18 protein-coding genes are annotated in these 20,691 nt (G+C 60.8%); 7 read left to right on the top strand and 11 right to left on the bottom strand.

Annotated features, from left to right (window positions below; genetic code table 11):
• Positions 1-52: 52 nt before the first annotated feature.
• The 5 genes from AC07XZ_RS14885 to AC07XZ_RS14865 all read right to left on the bottom strand — a co-directional run bounded on the left by AC07XZ_RS14885 (position 53) and on the right by AC07XZ_RS14865 (position 6,445).
• Entirely contained in the window at positions 53-385 is a 333-nt protein-coding gene (locus tag AC07XZ_RS14885; RefSeq protein WP_102687960.1) for a DUF2790 domain-containing protein, read from the bottom strand.
• A 66-nt stretch (positions 386-451) separates the two neighbouring features.
• Complete coding sequence (locus AC07XZ_RS14880) at positions 452-652, bottom strand: co-regulatory protein PtrA N-terminal domain-containing protein (RefSeq protein ID WP_102687959.1); 201 nt, start codon at positions 650-652, stop codon at positions 452-454.
• A 134-nt stretch (positions 653-786) separates the two neighbouring features.
• Entirely contained in the window at positions 787-3,939 is a 3,153-nt protein-coding gene (locus tag AC07XZ_RS14875; protein ID WP_102687958.1) for an efflux RND transporter permease subunit, read from the bottom strand.
• Between the two features lie 15 nt (positions 3,940-3,954).
• Complete coding sequence (locus tag AC07XZ_RS14870; RefSeq protein ID WP_102687957.1) at positions 3,955-5,148, bottom strand: efflux RND transporter periplasmic adaptor subunit; 1,194 nt, start codon at positions 5,146-5,148, stop codon at positions 3,955-3,957.
• 49 nt (positions 5,149-5,197) lie between these two features.
• Positions 5,198-6,445: a TolC family protein gene (locus AC07XZ_RS14865; protein WP_102687956.1), complete on the bottom strand. Its 1,248-nt coding sequence runs from the start codon at positions 6,443-6,445 to the stop codon at positions 5,198-5,200.
• A gap of 408 nt (positions 6,446-6,853) precedes the next feature.
• Between AC07XZ_RS14865 and AC07XZ_RS14860 the strand changes: the two genes are divergently transcribed.
• The 6 genes from AC07XZ_RS14860 to AC07XZ_RS14835 all read left to right on the top strand — a co-directional run bounded on the left by AC07XZ_RS14860 (position 6,854) and on the right by AC07XZ_RS14835 (position 12,532).
• Positions 6,854-7,528, top strand: coding sequence for a heavy metal response regulator transcription factor (locus tag AC07XZ_RS14860; RefSeq protein WP_007951475.1), 675 nt, complete (start codon positions 6,854-6,856; stop codon positions 7,526-7,528).
• A complete protein-coding gene (locus AC07XZ_RS14855; protein ID WP_102687955.1) occupies positions 7,525-8,934 on the top strand; it encodes a heavy metal sensor histidine kinase in 1,410 nt (469 codons plus the stop codon). The genes AC07XZ_RS14860 and AC07XZ_RS14855 overlap by 4 nt, the downstream gene beginning before the upstream one ends.
• A gap of 373 nt (positions 8,935-9,307) precedes the next feature.
• A complete protein-coding gene (locus AC07XZ_RS14850) occupies positions 9,308-9,436 on the top strand; it encodes a hypothetical protein (protein WP_007951477.1) in 129 nt (42 codons plus the stop codon).
• A 50-nt stretch (positions 9,437-9,486) separates the two neighbouring features.
• Positions 9,487-10,710 carry a YcaO-like family protein gene (locus AC07XZ_RS14845; protein ID WP_102687954.1) on the top strand — a complete coding sequence of 408 codons (1,224 nt, stop codon included), beginning with the start codon at positions 9,487-9,489 and terminating at the stop codon, positions 10,708-10,710.
• A gap of 41 nt (positions 10,711-10,751) precedes the next feature.
• Complete coding sequence (locus AC07XZ_RS14840) at positions 10,752-11,657, top strand: class I SAM-dependent methyltransferase (protein ID WP_258538705.1); 906 nt, start codon at positions 10,752-10,754, stop codon at positions 11,655-11,657.
• Positions 11,654-12,532, top strand: coding sequence for an alpha/beta fold hydrolase (locus AC07XZ_RS14835; protein WP_102687952.1), 879 nt, complete (start codon positions 11,654-11,656; stop codon positions 12,530-12,532). Before AC07XZ_RS14840 ends, AC07XZ_RS14835 begins: the two co-directional genes overlap by 4 nt.
• 43 nt (positions 12,533-12,575) lie before the next feature.
• Here the strand turns inward: AC07XZ_RS14835 and AC07XZ_RS14830 are convergent, their stop codons facing one another.
• Genes AC07XZ_RS14830 through AC07XZ_RS14805 form a run of 6 tightly spaced genes read right to left on the bottom strand, consistent with a single transcriptional unit; the run spans position 12,576 to position 18,528 of the window.
• Complete coding sequence (locus AC07XZ_RS14830; RefSeq protein ID WP_102687951.1) at positions 12,576-14,318, bottom strand: ABC transporter substrate-binding protein; 1,743 nt, start codon at positions 14,316-14,318, stop codon at positions 12,576-12,578.
• A gap of 47 nt (positions 14,319-14,365) precedes the next feature.
• Positions 14,366-14,638, bottom strand: a complete 273-nt coding sequence (locus AC07XZ_RS14825) for a DUF2160 domain-containing protein (protein ID WP_039767461.1) — start codon at positions 14,636-14,638, stop codon at positions 14,366-14,368.
• A gap of 10 nt (positions 14,639-14,648) precedes the next feature.
• Entirely contained in the window at positions 14,649-15,449 is an 801-nt protein-coding gene (locus AC07XZ_RS14820; RefSeq protein ID WP_007951486.1) for a carbohydrate ABC transporter permease, read from the bottom strand.
• Between the two features lie 9 nt (positions 15,450-15,458).
• A complete protein-coding gene (locus tag AC07XZ_RS14815; protein ID WP_007951487.1) occupies positions 15,459-16,325 on the bottom strand; it encodes a carbohydrate ABC transporter permease in 867 nt (288 codons plus the stop codon).
• Positions 16,322-17,434 carry an ABC transporter ATP-binding protein gene (locus AC07XZ_RS14810; protein WP_102687950.1) on the bottom strand — a complete coding sequence of 371 codons (1,113 nt, stop codon included), beginning with the start codon at positions 17,432-17,434 and terminating at the stop codon, positions 16,322-16,324. Before AC07XZ_RS14810 ends, AC07XZ_RS14815 begins: the two co-directional genes overlap by 4 nt.
• Positions 17,434-18,528: an ABC transporter ATP-binding protein gene (locus tag AC07XZ_RS14805; RefSeq protein WP_102687949.1), complete on the bottom strand. Its 1,095-nt coding sequence runs from the start codon at positions 18,526-18,528 to the stop codon at positions 17,434-17,436. Before AC07XZ_RS14805 ends, AC07XZ_RS14810 begins: the two co-directional genes overlap by 1 nt.
• A 271-nt stretch (positions 18,529-18,799) precedes the next feature.
• On the opposite strand from AC07XZ_RS14805, the gene AC07XZ_RS14800 reads away from it, so the two are divergent.
• A complete protein-coding gene (locus AC07XZ_RS14800; RefSeq protein ID WP_102687948.1) occupies positions 18,800-20,665 on the top strand; it encodes a sigma-54-dependent Fis family transcriptional regulator in 1,866 nt (621 codons plus the stop codon).
• Positions 20,666-20,691: the final 26 nt, after the last annotated feature.

The raw sequence follows: 20,691 nt of genomic DNA, 5'->3' as shown, positions 1-20,691 counted from the left end.
TCTTCCGCGCATGACCACAATGGCCGGGTGCACACCGTGAAAGTGCGCAGCATCAGCTGCCGCTGTTCCGGCAAGCACCCGCCACGCTGTACTTGAGCGTATTGAGCTGCCCGTTCGAATCCTCATAGGTCATCGCAGTGGGGACGACGGCGCAAGCGGGCTGGGGCTTCACAACGCTGACGATTTTCACCACATCAAGCTTCATTCCGTATTCGTAATCCTTCACCACGGGCGCCGCCTTGCCCCGTTCGGCCGCGTATTGCTCCATGGCCTTGGCGTTGGCGCTGAACGCTCGCTCGAAGGTTCGATCACCACCGCCTTCGGCCAGCACATTCACAGACATCGCCATGGCGCCGGCGAAGGTCATCCACTTGATCCACTTCATGTTCAATTCCTCCAAAAAAGCCCGGCATCGGAATTCGGACGACAGGCTTGTTCCAGCGCGGCGTTTTTAAAGGTCCTTGGTGGTGTCGTGTTTCTTCTCATTGACGACAACCGGGTCGCGGGCCTTTTCCCTGGCTACATACAGCTCCATGGAACGGTCGTTGGCGGTCATCATCCGGTCGAAGGTGCGATCCCCGCCACCTTCGGCCAACACCAGCGAAGACATCATCAGAGCCACGGCAAACGCGCCAATCTGTGCAAGTTTCATCGTTGATTCCTCATTCAAGTCACTGACGGGATCAAGGTAACAATCCGAACCTTTCGTGACGGTGGCGCCGAAATTACATATCCGTCATGTAGAAAGGCCCGCAATGGCGGGCCTGTTGTTGAGGCAAAAAGTGACTAGGCCGCAGTAGGCGCTTCCTCGTCCCGACGATGCGCCAGCTGATACAGCGCTGGCAGGATCAGCAGCGTGAGAATGGTCGAGGACAGAATTCCGCCAATCACCACCGTCGCCAGCGGTCGCTGCACCTCGGCCCCGGTGCCGGTCGCAAGAGCCATCGGAATGAAGCCTAAAGACGCCACCAGCGCCGTCATCAACACCGGGCGCAATCGCGTCAGCGCGCCTTCATGGATCGCTTCGGACAACGACCGGCCTTCCTCCCGCAAGTTGCGAATGAACGCGATCATCACCAGCCCGTTGAGCACCGCCACGCCGGACAGCGCGATAAACCCGACGCCCGCCGAGATCGACAGCGGAATGTCCCGAAGCCACAACGCCATGACCCCGCCGGTCAGCGCAAACGGAATCCCGGTGAACACCAGCAAGCCGTCCTTGAGGTTGTTGAACATCATGAACAGCAACCCGAACACCAGCAGCAACGCCACCGGCACCACGATCTGCAAGCGCTTGGCCGCCGATTGCAGTTGCTCGAACTGACCGCCCCAGGTGGTCCAGTAACCCGCCGGCACCTGCACGTCGCGCTCGATCACTTCGCCCGCCTCGGCGACGAAAGAACCGATGTCACGCCCACGTACGTTGGCGCTGACGATCACCAGGCGCTTGCCGTTCTCGCGGCTGACCTGATTCGGCCCCAGCACCAGATCGAGGCTGGCAACGTCCTTCAGCGCAATGAAACCGATCTGACTGGAAGCATCACCACCCGCCGCCGGCACCGGAATCAGCAGCGCCGACAACCCGTCGATGTCCTTGCGCATGGCGTCGGACAACCGCACCACCATGTCGAAACGACGGTCACCTTCATACAGCGTCCCGGCCTTCTGCCCACCGACGGCCACCGCAATGGTGTCCTGCACATCGCCAACGTTGAGCCCGTAACGCGCCGCCTTGTCGCGATCAATGTTGATGGTCAGCACCGGCAGACCGGTGGTTTGCTCGACCTTGACCTCGGACGCACCGTCGACCTTCTGCATCGCGGCGGCAATCTTCGCCGCCGTGGCGTTGAGCACGTCCATGTCGTCACCGAACACCTTGACCGCAACGTCGCTACGCACGCCGGAGATCAGTTCGTTGAAGCGCAACTGGATCGGCTGCGACAGTTCATAGTTACTGCCCGGCAGCGTTGCCGCGGCCTGTTGCAGTTCGGCCATCAGGGTTTCGCGGGACTTGCCCGGGTCCGGCCATTGCTCTTTGGGCTTGAGCATCACGTAGCTGTCGGAGATGTTCGGCGGCATCGGGTCGGAGGCGATTTCCGCAGTACCGGTGCGGGCGAACACGCGCTCGACTTCCGGCACTTTATTGAGGATCAACGTTTCCAGCCGCTGCTGCATGTCCACCGATTGCGTCAGGCTGGTGCCCGGCACCCGCAACGCCTGCAAGGCAAAATCGCCCTCGCTGAGACTCGGCACAAACTCGCTGCCCATGCGACTGGTGACCACGCCACTGAGCACAATCACACCCAACGCCGCGCCGACCGCCATCGCCCGATGGGACATGACCCAGTTCAGCGCCGGCGCATAAACGCGACGGGCGCCGCGCATCACCACGCCCTCTTCTTCCTTGACCTTGCCGGTCACGAGCAGCGCAATCGCCGCTGGCACAAAAGTCACGGACAACAGCATGGCGCCGAGCAACGCGATGACCACGGTGAACGCCATCGGGTGGAACATTTTTCCCTCAACACCGCTCAGGGCGAAGATCGGCAGGTACACGACCATGATGATCAACTGGCCGAAAATCAGCGGTCGCCGCGCCTCTTTCGCTGCCGCAAACACTTCATGGAAACGCTCGGATCGCGTCAGCAGGCGTCCGTGATGCTGCTGCGCATGGGCCAGTCGGCGCAGGGTGTTTTCAACGATTACCACCGCGCCGTCGACAATGATCCCGAAGTCCAGCGCGCCGAGGCTCATCAGGTTGGCGCTGACCTTGTTGCTGAACATGCCGGTGAAGGTGAACAGCATCGACAGCGGAATCACCATCGCCGTGATCAGCGCGGCGCGGATGTTGCCGAGGAACAGAAACAGGATAGCGATCACCAGAATCGCGCCCTCGACGAGGTTCTTCTTCACCGTGGCGATGGCCTTGTCGACCAGATGCGTGCGGTCGTACACCGGCACCGCGATCACGCCGGCGGGCAACGATTTGTTGATCTGTTCGAGCTTCGCGGCGACGGCCTGGGAAACCGTGCGACTGTTTTCACCGATCAACATGAACACCGTGCCGAGCACCACTTCGCGGCCATTTTCCGTGGCGGCGCCGCTGCGCAGTTCGCGGCCGATGTCCACGGTGGCGACGTTCTTGATCCGGATCGGCGTGCCGTCGACGTTGGCCATCACGATGTTGGCGATGTCCTCGGTGCTCGCCACCTGGCCCGGCGCGCGAATCAGCAATTGCTCGCCGCTGCGCTCGATGTACCCGGCGCCGACGTTGGCGTTGTTGCGCTCCAGCGCCGTCACCAGATCGGTGAGGGTCAGTTTGTAGGCCGCGAGTTTTTTCGGGTCGGGCGCAATTTGGTACTCCTTGGCAAAACCGCCGATGGTGTTGATCTCGGCCACGCCGGGGACGTTGCGCAGTTGCGGCTTGATGATCCAGTCCTGGATCACCCGCAAGTCGGTCGGCGTGTAGGGCGTGCCGTCATCTTTCAGCGCGCCTTCCTTGGTCTCGACCGTCCATAAGAAGATCTCGCCGAGACCGGTGGAAATCGGCCCCATCACCGCTTCCACGCCCTCAGGCAATTGCTCCTTGGCCGACTGCAATCGTTCGTTGACCAATTGCCGGGCAAAGAACAGGTCAGTACCGTCCTTGAAGATCACCGTGACCTGGGACAACCCCGAACGCGACAGCGAGCGCGTCTGCTCCAGCGCCGGCAGGCCGGCCATCGCGGTTTCAATCGGAAAGGTGATGCGCTGCTCGGTTTCCAGCGGCGAGAACCCGGCCGCGCCGGTGTTGATCTGTACCTGGACGTTGGTGATGTCGGGCACGGCGTCGATCGGCAGTTTCTGATAACTGGCGATACCGAGGCCGGCCATGAGCAGAACGGCGAGCAACACGATGATGCGCTGCTCGATGGCAAACTGGATCAGGCGTTCGAACATGGGAGTCTTCCGCGATTAATGACTGTGCTCGGCCGAGGCTTTGCCCAGCTCCGATTTGAGGACGAAGCTGCCGGCGCTCGCGACTTGAACGCCAGGCTCCAGCCCGGCGGTGACTTCCACCTGACCCGCCGCGCGACTGCCCAGCTCCACCGCTTGGGCCTTGAAGCCGTCTTCTGTGCGCACGAAGACCGTGGGTTTGTCCTCGACGGTCTGGATTGCGGTTTCCGGTACGGCGACTTTGGCCTGGCGGCTGTCGGTGGCGACCAGCGCCGTGACAAACAGGCCCGGGCGCCATGAGCCTTGCGGGTTTTCCAAAGTGACGCGCACGGTCGCGGTACGGGTCTGTTCGCCGAGCAGGCTGCCGACGTAAGCCACGGTGCCGCTGACTTCGGCGTTCAACTCCGCCGCGCTGACGGTGACGGGTTTGCCCACTTGCACCTTGTTCAAATCCTTCGGTGACACGCCGAAGGTGACCCACACCCGCGACAAATCCGAGAGCGTGAACGCCGCCGTGGTTTCATCGACCACCTCGCCCGGCGTCAGGTGCTTTTCCACTACCACACCGTCGAACGGCGCCCGCAGTTCATAGCGATTGCCACCGGTGGCGACCACACTGCCACTGAGCACGCTGATCTTTTGCCGGGCATTGCTCACGGCAATTTCGGCTTCCTCCAGGGCCTGACGTGCCTGGAGGAAATCCTGTTCGGCGGAGATCTTGTCCTGCCACAGTTTCTTCTCGCGCTCGAACGTCGTGCGGGCCAGGGCCAAGCGGCGTTGCGCGGCTGCCTGCTCGCTGCGCTGATCGGAAATCTGCTGACTGGCGATCACCGCCAGCAACTGGCCCTTTTTCACCGACTGCCCGAGATTGACCGACACCGACTCGACCACGCCCGGCACGCGCGGCACCACATGCGCGGTGCGGTCTTCGTCAAAACGCACTTCACCGGGGAACGACAGGCCGAGGCTGAAGCTATGCGCCTGGGCGGCGGCCAGTTGAATCCCCGCCGCCGCGATCTGCTCGGCCGTCAATTCTATGTGCCCTTCTTCGGCATGCTCGCCGTCAGCAGCGGCGCCTTCTTCGGCGTGATCGGCGTGTTCCGCCGCTTCGTCGGCATGCGCATCGATGGACGCATTGCCGCTCCACATCGAGCCGATGCCAATGCCCAGCGCCAACGTCGCCGCAGCGACCACAATCAGTTTTTTATCCATGGAAACTCCTCTGCGCCAAACCATCGCGCAGTGATCAGAAAGTTGAAATTCAAGGGTTGGCGCTGAGGTCGCCGAAGATGCGTTCGATGCGGACCCGGGCGTCGGTCGCCTCGCTCACCGCCTGGATGTATTGGCTGCGAGCGGCGATCAATGTGCGCTGGGCGTCGAGCACGTCGAGGAAGCCGAACTTGCCCATTTCGAAACCGCGAGTGGCGCTGTCCACCGCACTTTGCGCGGCGGGCAGGATGGTCCGGTCGAATGCCTGGATTTCGCCGTTGGCGGTCTGCCATTGCGCCAGCGTGGTCTGGATTTCCGTGCGCAAACGCAGTTCGGTGGCGTTGCGCAGGTCACGCGCCTGATCGGTACGCCGCGCCGCCGCCAGCACGTTGCCCTGATTGCGGTTGAACAGCGGAATCGGCATCGACAGCCCCACCACGTTGACCCGCTCGCGCTCGGCTTCGCTGTACTGGCTGCCGACGCTGACGGTGAGATCGGGAATCCGCTGGGACTTTTCCAGCCCCAGCGACGCCTCGCGCTGCTCGATCTGCAACCTGGCCAGGCGCAGCTCCGCGGTCTCGTTCAAGCGCTCAAGCAAACGGGTGGGCGGCGGTACGCTGGGCAGGCTTTGAGTCGCGGTCTGCACCGTGGTCGACGTCGGCAACGGTGCGCCCATGACCTGCGCCAGCTGCTGGTACGCATTGGCCTGATCGCGCTCGGCGCGGCTCAATTCCAGGCGCACTTCCGAAAGCTGCACTTGCGCCCGCGTGCCTTCCACCGGCGACGACTTGCCCGCCTCGATCCGCCCCTGTGCCACACGCAAACCGTGCTCGGCGAGCTGCAGCGACTGCCGGGCCAGTTGCAAACGTTGCTGCGCGGTTTGCGCACCGTTGAACGCTTGAAGCACGTCGGCGCGCAGTGCATTGCGCTTGCGCTCCAGCTCGATGCCGGCGGCATCCTGCGCACGACTCGCCACATCAATCCGCGCGCCACGCTTGCCGCCCAGCTCGATCGGCTGGCTGAGCATCACCGTGGTGGTGCGCGATTCACGTCGGGTGTCTTCGGCCTCCCACGACACCTCGGGGTTGGGGATCAGCCCGGCCTGCTTGCGGTCGCCCTCGGCAATGCTGATTTCCCACTGCGCGGCGGCCAGCTCCGGGTTGCCGGCGAAGGCGGTTTGCAGCGCCTGATCCAGGGTCAGGGTCGATGCACTGGCAAGGCTGGTACAGGCCAGCAACAAGAGGCCGCTGGCGGTTTTTTTCAGGCGTGATCGCGCCGTCAGTTCAATTAAACCGGGCAATGGAAGGCTTCCTTCAATCAAGAATCGTTGATGGCGCCACGGTAGGGTTTTGAACTTATCGACAAGGTGACGTGAACATTACAAATCCGTTATCCACGGTTTATCGAAGTTGTTTTGCTCTAGGATTCGAAGTTCGAATGACTTTGTTGCAATAGATAGAAACAAATGCACGTTAGTTATCTGCCGGACAGCACTTGCCGAAATGAAAGTCGTGAAAAATGCACCACTCCACTGCGACAGGCTGTCGCGGACGGCCGATTTAAAGGGCTCAGGCGTTGACTCTGTAGCCACTACAGCCTTTACCGTGCCCGCCACTCAGTTTCAAAGTCTGTCAGGAAGCCCCTGCAAAAACTGCAACTTCCAGACTCACTTACTTAAATACCCATTCATTAAAAGTGGTGAAACATCATGCGAATCCTTGTCGTCGAGGACGAGCTTAAAGCTGCCGAATACTTGCATCAGGGTCTGACCGAAAGTGGTTATATCGTTGACCACGCCGTTAATGGCGCTGACGGTTTGCACCTGGCGCAACAACAGGTTTATGACCTGATCATTCTCGATGTGAACCTGCCGGAACTCGATGGCTGGAGCGTGCTGGAACAACTGCGTCGCACCCACTCCACCCGGGTGATGATGCTCACCGCACGCGGGCGGCTGGCGGACAAGATCCGTGGCCTGGACCTGGGCGCCGATGATTATCTGGTCAAGCCGTTCGAGTTTCCGGAACTGCTGGCGCGGGTACGCACGTTGATGCGTCGCAGCGAGAACATTCCGGTGCCGCAGGTGCTCAAGGTCGCCGATCTGGAACTTGATCCGGGTCGTCACCGGGCCTTTCGTGGCACGCAGCGCATCGACCTGACCACCAAGGAGTTCGCCCTGCTGCATCTGCTGATGCGCCAGTCCGGCGAAGTGCTGACCCGCACCCAGATCATCTCGCTGGTGTGGGACATGAATTTCGACTGCGACACCAACGTGGTCGAAGTCTCGATCCGCCGCCTGCGGGCGAAGATCGACGACCCGTTCGACAGCAAACTGATCCACACCCTGCGCGGTGTCGGCTATGTGCTGGAGGCGCGGGAATGAAGCCTGCGAGCCTGTCGCTGCGGCTGGGTCTGACGGTCAGCATTCTGGGTGCATTGCTGGTGGTGTTTCTGGCCATCCTCGCGTATTTCGCCCTGACCCATGAGCTGAACGCGCTATCGCGCGACAGCCTGGAAAAGAAGATGGAACAGGTCGAGCACAGCTTGACGCTGTACGCCGACACCGGTGAGATCAGCGCCAAGCCGCACATTCTGCTCGATCAGGTCATGGGGCATGACAACCTGACCCTGACCATTTACGACCTGAACAACCTGCGCACCCCGCTGCTCAAGTCCGGCTCGGGCCTGACCGATCCACGGATTGAACTGAAGGCAGTTCGGGCGACCACCGATCAGTTGACCCACACCGACAGCGCCGATGCTGAAGGCGCGAATTTTCTCACCGTCTCCAAGCTGATTCGCCTCGAGGACGGCAGCAACGTACCGGTGCTGCTGTCGATGGATAACGCCAACGATCGGGCCTTGCTCAGTGCTTATTTGCGCTCGACGTTGATGGCTTTGCCGTTGCTGCTGGTGTTCATCGGCCTGACCGCATGGGGCGCCGTGCAGCGAGGGCTGGCCCCGCTTCGGGAGTTTCGCAAAGTGGCGGCACGAGTGACGACGCAGGATCTCGATCACCGGTTGTCGGTGCTGAACATGCCCCAGGAACTCAGCGAACTGGCGCAGGGCATCAACGTCATGCTTGATCGACTGGACAGCGGCGTGCAGCAGTTGTCGCAGTTCTCCGATGACCTGGCCCACGAGCTGCGCACGCCGATCAACAACCTGATGGGCAAGGCCCAGGTGACGCTGTCGCGGGAGCGCTCGGTCGAGGAATACACCAACGTTCTGGTGTCCTGCACCGAGGAACTGGAGCGGGTCGCGCGGATTGTCTCGGACATGCTGTTCCTGGCCCAGGCCAGCCAGTCTGCGGCGCACGCCTCGTTCGAGCCGATTGCACTGGAAGAAGAGGCGTCCAAGGTGGCAGACCTGTTTTCTCTGACGGCGCAGGACAAACAGATCGAGCTGAAGGTCATCGGCAGCGCTCAGGTGTCGGGGGACCGGCTGATGATTCAGCGAGCGATTTCCAATCTGCTGTCCAATGCCCTGCGCCACTGCCCGTCCGGCAAGACCGTTTCACTGTTCATCGAACAGGCGCCGAACGAGGTGTCGCTGCGGGTGAGCAATCCCGGCGCAGGCATCGAAGCGCAGCACCTGCCGTATCTGTTCGACCGTTTTTACCGGGTCGACAGCAGCCGCACCCGTTCACAGGGCAGTACCGGGCTGGGGCTGGCCATCGTGCATTCGATCATGACCTTGCATCAGGGCTCCGCGCAGGTTCAAAGCCGTCCGGGGGCGATGACCGTGTTCAGTCTGGTGTTTCCTGTGATGCACCGGGAACGGCACTGAACCGTCAAGCCGATTTGTGCGGTGTTTTCTCAAACCTCATGGGAAAAATCACCGCACAAGTGCTGCATCCATCTCCGTAAATCCTTCAGTACGAATTTGCGTCGTCCCCGCGCTGAAACGTCCGACAGCGGCACACGACAGAACGCCTCGAACCGCTGATTCCTTTCGCTTGGTTCGCCCGTTGCCACGCAGTGCTGCCCCCCCAGAAACACGTCCGCCCGGCGTCAATTCACGTTTTATCAGTACGTGTTTCGACACCGCTCAAACCCGCGACTGGAAACGTCTGGACATTTTTGACCCCGCCCTCACCGCCCTTTTAGATTCGGCTCGTGCTTGTAAAAGCACTCCCAAACAACAACCAAGGAGCAACATCATGGGCTACATGGGCAGCTTGAACGCAAACCCTATCGATGAACTGGAAGAGCAGGAAGCACCCTCGCCAGAGCAGATCGAAGCGCTGCAACTGACCGAGGAAGAACAGGCGGAACTCAACGCCGAGTGACAGAACCCGCGGGGGCCTTGCGCCCTCGCGGGCTTTCCAGGAAGGAAATCATGGACAAGACAACGTTGGCCGAGCGTGAGCTCACGGCCGATCAGGCAGAACGGCGTATTCACACCGAACTTTCACGCCTGGGCCTCACACCGCACACCCGCACCCTCGGCAGCAAAGTGGTTGCCGTTCAGGCGAGTCTTCATGGCGGCGACAACCGTCATGCCCGTGGCTCCGGCAAGGGCTATGTGGATCAGGCGCACCTGGGCGCGCTTTATGAAGCGCTCGAGCACTACTGGACGGATGAACTCTGTACCTACGATGTTCACCACGAGACGGAACGCTATTTCAAAGACACGCCGGTGTTTGCCGATGACTCGCTCCTGCACAGGCTCACCTGCCAGCAAAACGTGCGCATCACCTGCCGGACCTATGTCTGTCCGCCGTGGCATGACCGGTTTTCCTATCCGTTGGCGCTGACCTCGCCGAACGGCTCACGTTTGCCCTCGTCACCGGGCATGGCGGACTACCGCGCCGTGCAGCGCTACGCCAGCAACAACGGCACCGCGATTGGCGCCACTTACAACGAAGCGATGCTGCACGCCGCCAACGAATGCATCGAGCGCGACGCCGTATCGTTGTTTCTGCTCGATCATTTTTATTACCAGAACCATCCACCACTGCGACGGGTGGCGCGCCTCGCTGAAAGCGACGAACTCGGTCGTCTATGGGCCGATGCCGAGCAGGAAATCGACGGCGAAATCGTGCTGGTGGATATCAGCACCGAGTTCATGACCCGGACCTTTCTGGCGTTCACGACGAAGCCGGGCGCTCATCCACAGGTATTCGGCAGCGGCAGCTCTCTCGACCCGCGCCATGCTGCGTGGCGGGCGCTTACTGAACTGGTGCAGTTGCAACTGAGTGCCGCCGAACCCGAATACCACCAGACGCTAGTCAATGCGCTGCGCAACCTGCAGCCTTTCCCGCGCCTGCTGCGCTGTGCGCTGTTCGATCCGCAGATGCTGCTGCATCGCTGCGTTCAACACGAGGTGAGACTGGCGGGTTCCGCCAAAGACCTGTCGGTGGACAATCAACTGCACTTGCTGACTCAAGACCTGCGGATTCATGGCCGTACGCTGGGGGCCGCGATCCTGCAGCGAACCGAGCTCGGCACCACCCTGCTCAACGTGGTGATCCCCGGACTGGAACGCTTCTTCGTGGTTTCCAGCGGCAATGTCGTCATCCCGCAAGCCCGGGGCCGTACGCTGGAGAGGCCAGCCCCATGAACCGACTCGATCGCACCCGGGAACTGACCTTGGCCCGATCCATGCGCCTTTACCTCAACGAGAACGGCGCTGTTGGCCACTACCTCGAACCACGAGGCAGCGGACTGCATCACGTTTTTTTCCTGCGGGTGAACGATGAGCTCTGGGTCGGCCGCAAGCTCCTGCAGCGTGACCGGCATTTCCGGTGGCAGGCCGGCAGCGCGCTCAAACCCGGCATGTTGTTTGGCCCGCATCTCCACTCATTGTGCGGTGATGACGGGTTGTCAATCGGCTATCGGACGGTCTCCCCCGCAGACAAAGCGCAGTTCTTCGAGCACGCCTTGCATCAGGCTGACAGTGAGATCCTGTTTCCCTTTCCGCTGCTGGATGAGGCGGGCCGGGAAGCGGTCTGCCCGGTAGACTTCTGGCAATGCAACGAATCACTGGCCGAACAGCTGAACACCGACGAGCACCACTTGCGCGAATACTGCGCCGGGCTGCTCCAGGCCATCACTGAAAAAGGCGCACTGATTTACGACCCGGCCTGTTCAACCGGCGCGTTCATCGCCCACCTCGCCCGCGCCCTCCCCGACTGTCTGTGCCTGGGCAGTGACCGTTCGGCCTCGATGATCGAACACGCCAGGCGATGTCACAGCGGGATCTCCGTCGAATTCGACGAGCTTGAGGCGAGTGAGGCTTCCGATGCCGGGATTCGCTGCGATGTTTTGATCCTGCGGTTCCTCAACGCCGAAGTCTTGACCCGCCGTGAGGCCCAGGCCGCATTCGAATCGCTGATCCGCTGCGTAAAACCCGGTGGCACGATCCTCGTCTTTGGTCACACGCCGGTGCTGATCCCGGTCACCTGGCTCGCCTCCATCCACCACCTGAAACTTGAATCCAGCGTCGCGGCGCGACCGGGGCAGGTCGAGCTGTTCCAGTTCTATCGTCTGACGGTTCCGACGCCATGAGCTTTTCCCTGCACAGCCGAGGTTATTACCCGACCGGCGACGGCCATCAACTCTATTGGGAACGGCATGGTGTTCCGGGACACGAACCGGTGTTTTTTATCCATGGTGGTCCCGGCGGGCGTATCAGCCGCCACCATTTGCAGTTCTTCGACACGGGCCGGTTCGACATCATCCTGTTTGATCAACGAGGTTGCGGACGCTCGACGCCCTACGGCGAACTTCGGGATAACACTACCGGGCAGTGTGTCGAAGACATCGATGCCCTGCGCCAGCATTTCGGCTTCGAAAAAATCAGCGTGCTGGGGGTGTCATGGGGTAGCTGGCTGGCGATCCAGTACCAACAGCGCTATCCGCAGCACCTGCTGAAAACCACGCTGGTCTCGGTATTCGTGCCGTTTGCCGACAATGTCCGGGCCTACGATCAGGCGCTCAATGACGGGCTGGCGCAATCGCCTCAAATGTCGCCCAGCCACCGTGCCAGGGACATCTATCGGATCCTCGGCGAAGGCTGTCCATCGCAGCAAAACCGCGCCGCCATCGAATGGTTGAACGCTGTTCTACGTCGCACAGGGCAGACGATTTGCCCCGACACACTGGAGCGCTTCGTCGATCAGGAAGCCGTGCTCGCGATTCGTCTGGAACTGCATTACCACCTGCAGAACTACTGCTTCACGCCAAAGGATGAAGACCTGACCCTCGATGACAACACCCTGCTGATCCAGGGCATCCGCGATACCCATGGCATGGCCAGCGTGCGCTGGCTCAGGCAACGCATGAACATCCACTGCCGGCTGCTGCACGCCGGGCACAACGCCTTTGAAAACGCCCTCCTCAAAGCGGTGCGCCGGGCGGTGAAACGTGAAATCGAGGGCTAAAAAAAACGGCACCCGAAGGTGCCGTTCCGTCCCGCAAAAGCGCTTACTTGCGTGCCGCCTCCCACGACTTGAGCAGTTCGTTGTAGCTCACGGTTTCGCCCTTCGGCTTCTCGTTGGCCAGCTTCGGTTTTGGTGCGCCCGGTTGGTCGAACCAGTATTGCGCGTCGCGCTCGGGGTTCATTTTCGGTGCGCACACCGCTTGGGCCTTGGACCGTTCCAGACGGGTCATGATCGCGTCCTGATCCTTGGCCAGACCGTCGAGGGCCTGTTGCGGGGTCTTCTCGCCGCTGGCGGCCTCAGCGATGTGGCTCCACCACAGTTGCGCCAGGCGTGGGTAGTCCGGCACGTTGGTGCCGGTCGGGGTCCATTGCACGCGGGCCGGGCTGCGGTAGAACTCGACCAGACCACCGAGTTTCGGTGCCAGATCGGTCATCGCTTGCGAGTTGATGTCCGACTCACGAATCGGCGTCAGGCCGACGATGGTTTTCTTCAGCGACACGGTTTTCGAAGTCACGAACTGCGCGTACAGCCAGGCCGCGAGTTTCTGTTTCTCAGGCGTGGACTTCATGAAGGTCCAGGAGCCCACGTCCTGATAACCGAGCTTCATCCCTTCTTCCCAGTACGGCCCGCGTGGCGACGGTGCCATACGCCATTTCGGCGTGCCGTCGGCGCTGACCACCGGCAGGCCCGGTTTGGTCATGTCGGCGGTGAACGCGGTGTACCAGAAGATCTGCTGGGCGATGTTGCCCTGGGAGGGCACCGGGCCGGATTCGGAGAAGGTCATGCCCGCCGCTTCCGGTGGCGCGTACTTTTTCAGCCAGTCGACGTATTTGGTGGTGGCGAACACCGCCGCCGGGCCGTTGGTGTCACCGCCGCGGGTCACGCTGGAGCCGACCGGGTGGCAATCCTCGACACGAATCCCCCACTCGTCCACCGGCAAGCCGTTGGGAATGCCCTTGTCGCCGCCACCGGCCATGGAGAACCAGGCATCGGTGAAGCGCCAGCCCAGGGACGGGTCTTTCTTGCCGTAGTCCATATGCCCGTAGATGCGCTTGCCGTCGATTTCCTTGACGTCTTCGCTGAAGAATTTGGCGATGTCTTCATAGGCCGACCAGTTCACCGGGACGCCCAGTTCATAGCCGTACTTTTCCTTGAACTTGGCTTTCAGGTCGGCACGCTCGAACCAGTCGGCGCGGAACCAGTAAAGGTTGGCGAACTGCTGGTCGGGCAACTGATAGATCTTGCCGTCCGGCGCGGTGGTGAAGGAGATGCCGATGAAGTCTTTGATGTCGAGGGTCGGCGAGGTGAAGTTCTTGCCTTCGTTGGCCATCAGGTCGGTGATCGATTCGGTCTTGCCGTAGCGAAAGTGCGTACCGATCAGGTCCGAGTCGTTGACCCAGCCGTCGTAGATGTTCTTGTCCGACTGCATCACGGTCTGCATTTTTTCCACGACGTCGCCTTCCTGCAGCAGGTCGTGGGTCAGCTTGATACCGGTGATTTCGCTGAAGGCCTTGGCCAGCACCTTGGATTCATATTCGTGGGTGGTCAGGGTTTCCGAGACGACCTTGATGTCCATCCCGCGAAACGGCTCGGCCGCCTTGATGAACCACTTCAGTTCTTCGAGTTGCTGCTCCGGTGTCAGGGTCGACGGCTTGAATTCGCTGCCGATCCATTTTTTTGCGGCATCTTCGTAGGCGTCGGCCCAGGCGGACGCGCTCAAACCGCTGAGTGCCAGCATGGCTGCCAATGAAATGCTATGTCGCAGCTTATTTTTCTTATCGAACATAGAGACCTCCTGTTAGGTTTTCGGAGCAAGATTGCCGAGCGATTCGACTAGCCCCAACGCATCACAGCCAACAGCCACACCAGGGACAACGCGGACGCTACCCAGATGCTCCAGTCGGTCACGCCGATTACCAGCAGATGCAGGTAGGCGCTGCCGAGAAGACCGATGAACAAGCGATCGCCACGGGTGGTGGCAATCGGCAGAAACCCTCGCCGCAAGATGCTCGGCGAGCGCAGTTCCCAGGTGGTCATGCCCACCAGGATCAAACCAATCACGATGAAAAATGCCGCCGTCGGGACGGTCCAGCTCATCCATTCCATCATCAGTTCCTCAGACCCGGCCCAGGGCAAAGCCCTTGGCCACGTGGTTGCGAACGAACCAGATCACCAGCATGCCGGGGAGGATAGTCAACACCCCCGCCGCCGCCAGTACACCCCAGTCAATGCCGGACGCCGACACCGTGCGCGTCATCACCGCCGCGATCGGTTTGGCGTTCACCGAGGTCAGCGTGCGCGCCAGAAGCAGCTCGACCCAGGAAAACATGAAGCAGAAAAACGCCGTCACACCGATGCCGGAGCCGATCAGCGGGATGAAGATCTTCACGAAGAACTTGGGAAAGCTGTAGCCGTCGATGTAGGCGGTTTCGTCGATTTCCTTCGGCACCCCGGACATGAAACCTTCGAGGATCCACACCGCCAGCGGCACGTTGAACAGGCAGTGCGCCAGCGCCACGGCGATATGGGTGTCGAACAGACCAATCGACGAATACAACTGGAAGAACGGCAGTAGAAATACCGCCGGTGGCGCCATGCGGTTGGTCAGCAGCCAGAAGAACAGGTGTTTGTCGCCAAGAAAGCGATAGCGCGAAAACGCGTAGGCCGCCGGCAGTGCCACGGTCAGAGAAATGATCGTGTTCAGACTGACGTAGTACAGCGAATTGATATAGCCGGTGTACCAACTCGGGTCGGTGAAGATCACCTTGTAGTTCGCCAGCGTGAAATCCTGTGGGAAAAGGGTCAGTCCGCCGAGGATTTCGGTGTTGCTCTTGAACGACATGTTCAGCAGCCAGTAGATCGGCACCAGCAGGAACAGGATGTAGAGCAGCAGGGGGATCAGCTTTCTTTTGCTCATGGCCGGGCCTCAGCGGTTGGCATCGTTGTGGGTCATGGCGGTGTAGAACAGCCAGGACACCAGAAGGATGATCAGGAAGTACACCAGCGAGAATGCCGCCGCCGGCCCCAGGTCGAATTGGCCTACGGCCATCTGGGTCAGGGTCTGACTCAGGAAGGTCGTCGAGTTACCCGGCCCGCCGCCGGTGAGCACGAACGGCTCGGTGTAGATCATGAAGCTGTCCATGAAGCGCAGCATCACCGCGATCAGCAGCACGCTCTTCAACTTGGGCAACTGAATATGGCGGAACACGGCCCAGGCCGAGGCCCGGTCGATGCGCGCGGCCTGGTAATACACGTCGGGAATCGCCCGCAGCCCGGAGAAACACAACAGTGCCACCAGCGAAGTCCAGTGCCAGACGTCCATCACCAGCACGGTGACCCAGGCGTCCATGGTGTTGGCCGCGTAGTTGTAGCTGATGCCCATGGCGTTGAGGCTTGAACCGAGCAGGCCGATGTCGGCGCGGCCGAAAATCTGCCAGATGGTGCCGACCACGTTCCATGGAATCAGCAGCGGAATCGCCAGCACGATCAGCACCACCGACGACCAACGGCCCTTGGTCGGCATGGTCAGCGCAATGGCGATGCCGAGGGGGATTTCGATCAGCAACACACACGCCGAGTAGATGAACTGGCGCAGCAACGAGTCGTGCAGACGCGGATCTAGCAGCACCTGCTTGTACCAGTCGGCACCGACGAAGTAGCGGCTGGACTGGTCGAAGATGTCCTGCACCGAATAGTTGACCACGGTCATCATTGGGATCACCGCACTGAACGCCACCAGCAGGAACACCGGCAACACCAGCCACCAGGCTTTGTTGTTCTGCACCTTGTTCATGGCTGTACCTCGCTGTCGGTGGCATCCAGCAGAAACTCGTCGGCATAGACCATCAGCCACTGCGCCGGAAAACTGATGTTCGCGGTGCCCTGCGGCACCGGTTTGTCTTCGGCCAGACGCACTTTCAGCGGCGCGCCGTCCAGATCCAGGGTCATGATCTTGTAGGTGCCGAGGTCCTCGACGTGTACGACCCGCGCCTGCATCGCGTCATCGAACGGCTCGTCCCACACATGGATGAACTCGGGACGGATGCCGACCTTCAGATTTTTCCACTGACCGTGTTCGATATGCCGTTGCAAGCCGTCGGAGAGCGGCAGGTGGGTCGAGTTGAAACCGACCCCGCCCGGTTGCGGCTGCACTTCGATCAGGTTCATCCCCGGGCTGCCGATGAAGTAGCCGACAAAGGTGTGGCTCGGCCGCTCGAACAATTCCCGTGGGGTACCGAACTGGACGATCTGGCCGCCGTACATCACCGCGATCTTGTCGGCGAAGGTCGACGCCTCCAGCTGATCGTGGGTGACGTAGACCATGGTGATGTTGAATTGCTCGTGGATCTGCTTGAGCTTGCGCCGCAGTTTCCATTTCAGGTGCGGGTCGATCACCGTCAGCGGCTCATCGAAGAGGATCGCCGACACGTCATCGCGCACCAGGCCACGGCCCATGGAAACTTTCTGTTTTTCGTCGGCAGTAAGGTTGCGCGCCTTTTTGCTCAACAGGTTCTGCAGGTCGAGGACTTCGGCGATTTCCTGCACCTTGCTGTGTACTTTCGCCTCGGCCAGGCCCTGATTTCTCAAAGGAAAGGCCAGGTTGTCGAACACGGTCATGGTGTCGTACACCACCGGGAACTGGAAAACCTGCGCGATGTTGCGCTTTTCCGGGGTCAGATCGTTGACCGCTTTGCCGTCGAACAGCACATGACCCTGGGACGGGCTGAGCAGACCGGAAATGATGTTGAGCAAGGTCGACTTGCCGCAACCCGACGGACCGAGCAAGGCATAGGCGCCGCCCTGCTCCCAGATGTGGTCCATCTCGCGGATCGCGTAATCCTCGGGCCCGCTCGGGGTTTTGCTGTAGCTGTGGGCGAGGTGCTGCAAACGGATTTCGGCCATCAGGCAACCCTCGCGACGCGCCGGCCCGGTGCCTGCACCAGACGGCCCTGCGCATCGAACACAAACAGTTTATGGGTCGGGATATAGATGCGGATCGGCGCATCGACGTCGTATTCGTGAACACCCGGCAAATGCAGCACCAGCAGGAAATGCTCGTTGCGCACGTGGAGGAAGGTTTCCGAACCGCTGATCTCCGCCACCTCGACGGTCACCGCCAGTTCCAGGTCGTCGTCGTTGCTCGGCACCAATGAGATGTGGCTCGGGCGCACACCAAAACGGAACTCGCCCTCGCCCACCGGCCGCAGATCGACGTTCAACGGGAAGTGCACGAAGTTGGCAAAGCTCACTTCGTTACCGGCGATACGCCCCGGCATCAGGTTGATCGGCGGCTCGGAGAACAATTCAGCGGCCAGCACCGTTTGCGGCTGGTGATAGACCTCGGCCGACGGGCCACTCTGGATCACCCGGCCCTCGTGCAGAATGGTGGTGGTGCCGCCCAGCGCCAGCGCTTCATTGGGCTCGGTGGTGGCGTAGATGGCGATGGTGTGGCGCGCCTTGAACAGCTCGCGCATTTCCTGGCGCAGCTCCTCGCGCAGTTTGTAGTCGAGGTTGACCAGCGGCTCGTCGAACAGAATCAGTTCGGCATCCTTGACCAGCGCCCGGGCCATGGCCGTGCGCTGCTGCTGACCGCCGGACAGCTCCAGCGGATAGCGCTTCAGAAACTTCTCGATGCGCAGCATCTTCGCGGTTTCCTGCACCTTGCTCTGAATCTGCTCGTTGGAGATCCCGGCCTGGCGCAGCGGCGACGCGATGTTCTCGAACACCGTCATGGTCGGGTAATTGATGAACTGCTGATAGACCATCGACACGTTGCGCAGACGTACCGGGCGCTGGGTGACGTCGACGCCGTTCATCAGGATGCGGCCGCTGTCGGGCTTGTCCAGACCGGCCATCAGGCGCATCAGACTGGTCTTGCCGGACAGCGTGCGCCCGAGCAAAACGTTGAAGGATCCAGGTTCGAATTTCAGGCTCGCATCGTCGATCCAGGTCTGGCCCTCGACGGTACGGCTGACGTGCTCCAGGGTGAGTGACATGGCTCGGCCTTTTTATTATTGGAGTCAAGCGACCTGTCCTGTACAGCGACATTCGTGCCAGAAACGGCAAGCTGTTGATTTACTGCAAAATTCGCTGGAGGCCACGCAAACCGGGGTTCGTAGCTGAACACAAGTGAACAGTCGCGACTGAACAATTGAACAGTCGGGCGATTGACAATGAACAATAGTGAACAACACTCTATAGATGCTTTTTTGCTCGTCGAACGAGCCATAACAAAAACAACAAAGCACCCTTCAGAGACTGCCAATCATGGCCGCACCTGCCCCGCCGCTTTCCCATGACGCCATCGTCCAGGACTCCTGGTCCCGTTGCCGTGCCTTCGGTCTCAATCATCAAAGCGCCCCGGCCTTCGATCAGTTGCCCGCTGCCGGCATCGCGCAGTTGCTCGACCGTCATCATTCGCTGGTGCAGACCACTCACCAGGAAGTGCTGCCGTATTACGAGAACATCCTGAGCAACTCCAACTGTCTGATCATGCTGGCCGACAATCAGGGCCAGGTGCTGACGTCCTGGGGCACCCAGCGCTTTATCGAGCCGAATCTGGCGCGCGGTTTTCAGGCCGGCGCCAGTTGGGTCGAGCGCGCCAGCGGCACCAACGCCATCGGCACGGCGCTGGCCTGCGAGCAGGCGGTGCACATTGAACACGATGAACACTTTCTCAAGGCCAATCGCTTCATGACCGGTTCCGCCGCACCGATTTTCGATGCAGAGCGCAAGGTCATCGCCGTGCTCGATGTGTCCAGCGACAGCTATCTGCCACCGTCGCACACCCTCGGCATGGTCAAGATGATGAGCCAGACCGTGGAGAACCGGCTGATCCTCAACCTGTTCCATGGCCAGCACTTTCAACTGACCTTCAACACCGGGTTGAACAACCTCGACAGCCAGTGGGCCGGGCTGCTGATCTTTGATGAGAGCGGTCAGGTGTTGTCGGCCAACCGTCGGGCCGACAATCTGTTGGGCGTGCGGTTGTCGCGGGTCAGCGTTGAAAGTCTGTTCAAGGTGTCGTTGCTGGAGTTGATCAATCAGCCAGACGGTTTGCCGTTTGCCTTGCAGACTTCCGGGCGCAATCGTTTTCAGTGTTTGTTGAAACGGCCTAAACAGGCGCCGATTCAGGCGCGCGTCTTCACTGAAACAAGAACCGCTGAAGCCAGAACTGCCGAACCGAAAGTCGCCGTACCGACGGCCATCAGCCTGAGCACTTTGCACTTCGGCGACAGCCGCGTGGAAAAAGTCGTGCGCCAGGCCGAACGCCTGCTGGAAAAGGACATCCCGCTGCTGATTCACGGGGAAACCGGGGTCGGCAAGGAAGTCTTCGTCAAGGCCCTGCACCAGGCCAGCTCCCGCAGCAAACAGGCGTTCATTGCCGTCAACTGCGCGGCGATCCCCGCCGAACTGGTGGAGTCCGAGCTGTTCGGCTATGAAAAAGGTGCGTTCACCGGCGCCAACCAGAAAGGCAGCATCGGACTGATCCGCAAGGCCGACAAGGGCACGCTGTTCCTCGACGAAATCGGCGACATGCCGCTGCCGACTCAGGCTCGCCTGTTGCGCGTGTTGCAGGAGCGCTGCGTGCAACCAGTGGGCAGCAGCGAGCTGTTTCCGGTGGATCTACGGATCATCTCCGCCACCAACCGTTCGCTCAGGGAACAGGTGCAACTGGGTCGTTTTCGCGAGGATCTGTACTACCGCATTGGCGGTTTGACTCTGGAATTGCCTCCGTTACGCGAGCGCAGTGACAAGCAGGCGCTGTTCAAGCGGTTGTGGGAACAGCATCGCGAGCCATCGCAGTGGGCGGGATTGAGTCGCGAGGTGCTGGACTTGTTTGAACGACACCCGTGGCCGGGTAATCTGCGTCAGGTCAGCAGTGTGATGCAGGTGGCGCTGGCGATGGCCGAGGAACAACCGATTCGACCCGAGGATTTGCCGGACGACTTTTTTGTCGATCTGGAGATGGAGCCGGTGGAAGTGGCCGAGCCGCTGGGCATCGACCTGAACGATGCCGAGGCGTTGAACCGGGAGTTGCAGCTGGCCGGCGGGAATATTTCCCATCTGGCGCGACGGTTGGGGGTGAGCCGCAATACGCTGTACAAGCGATTGCGACAGATCGAAGGTTGAGTAACCCCCTTCCCCCTCACCCCAGC

It is taken from the genome of Pseudomonas sp. GW458-11-26-14-LB4 (assembly GCF_059423925.1).
Note: the sequence above shows the minus strand (reverse complement) of the source record. Positions and strands in the feature narration are given on the sequence as shown.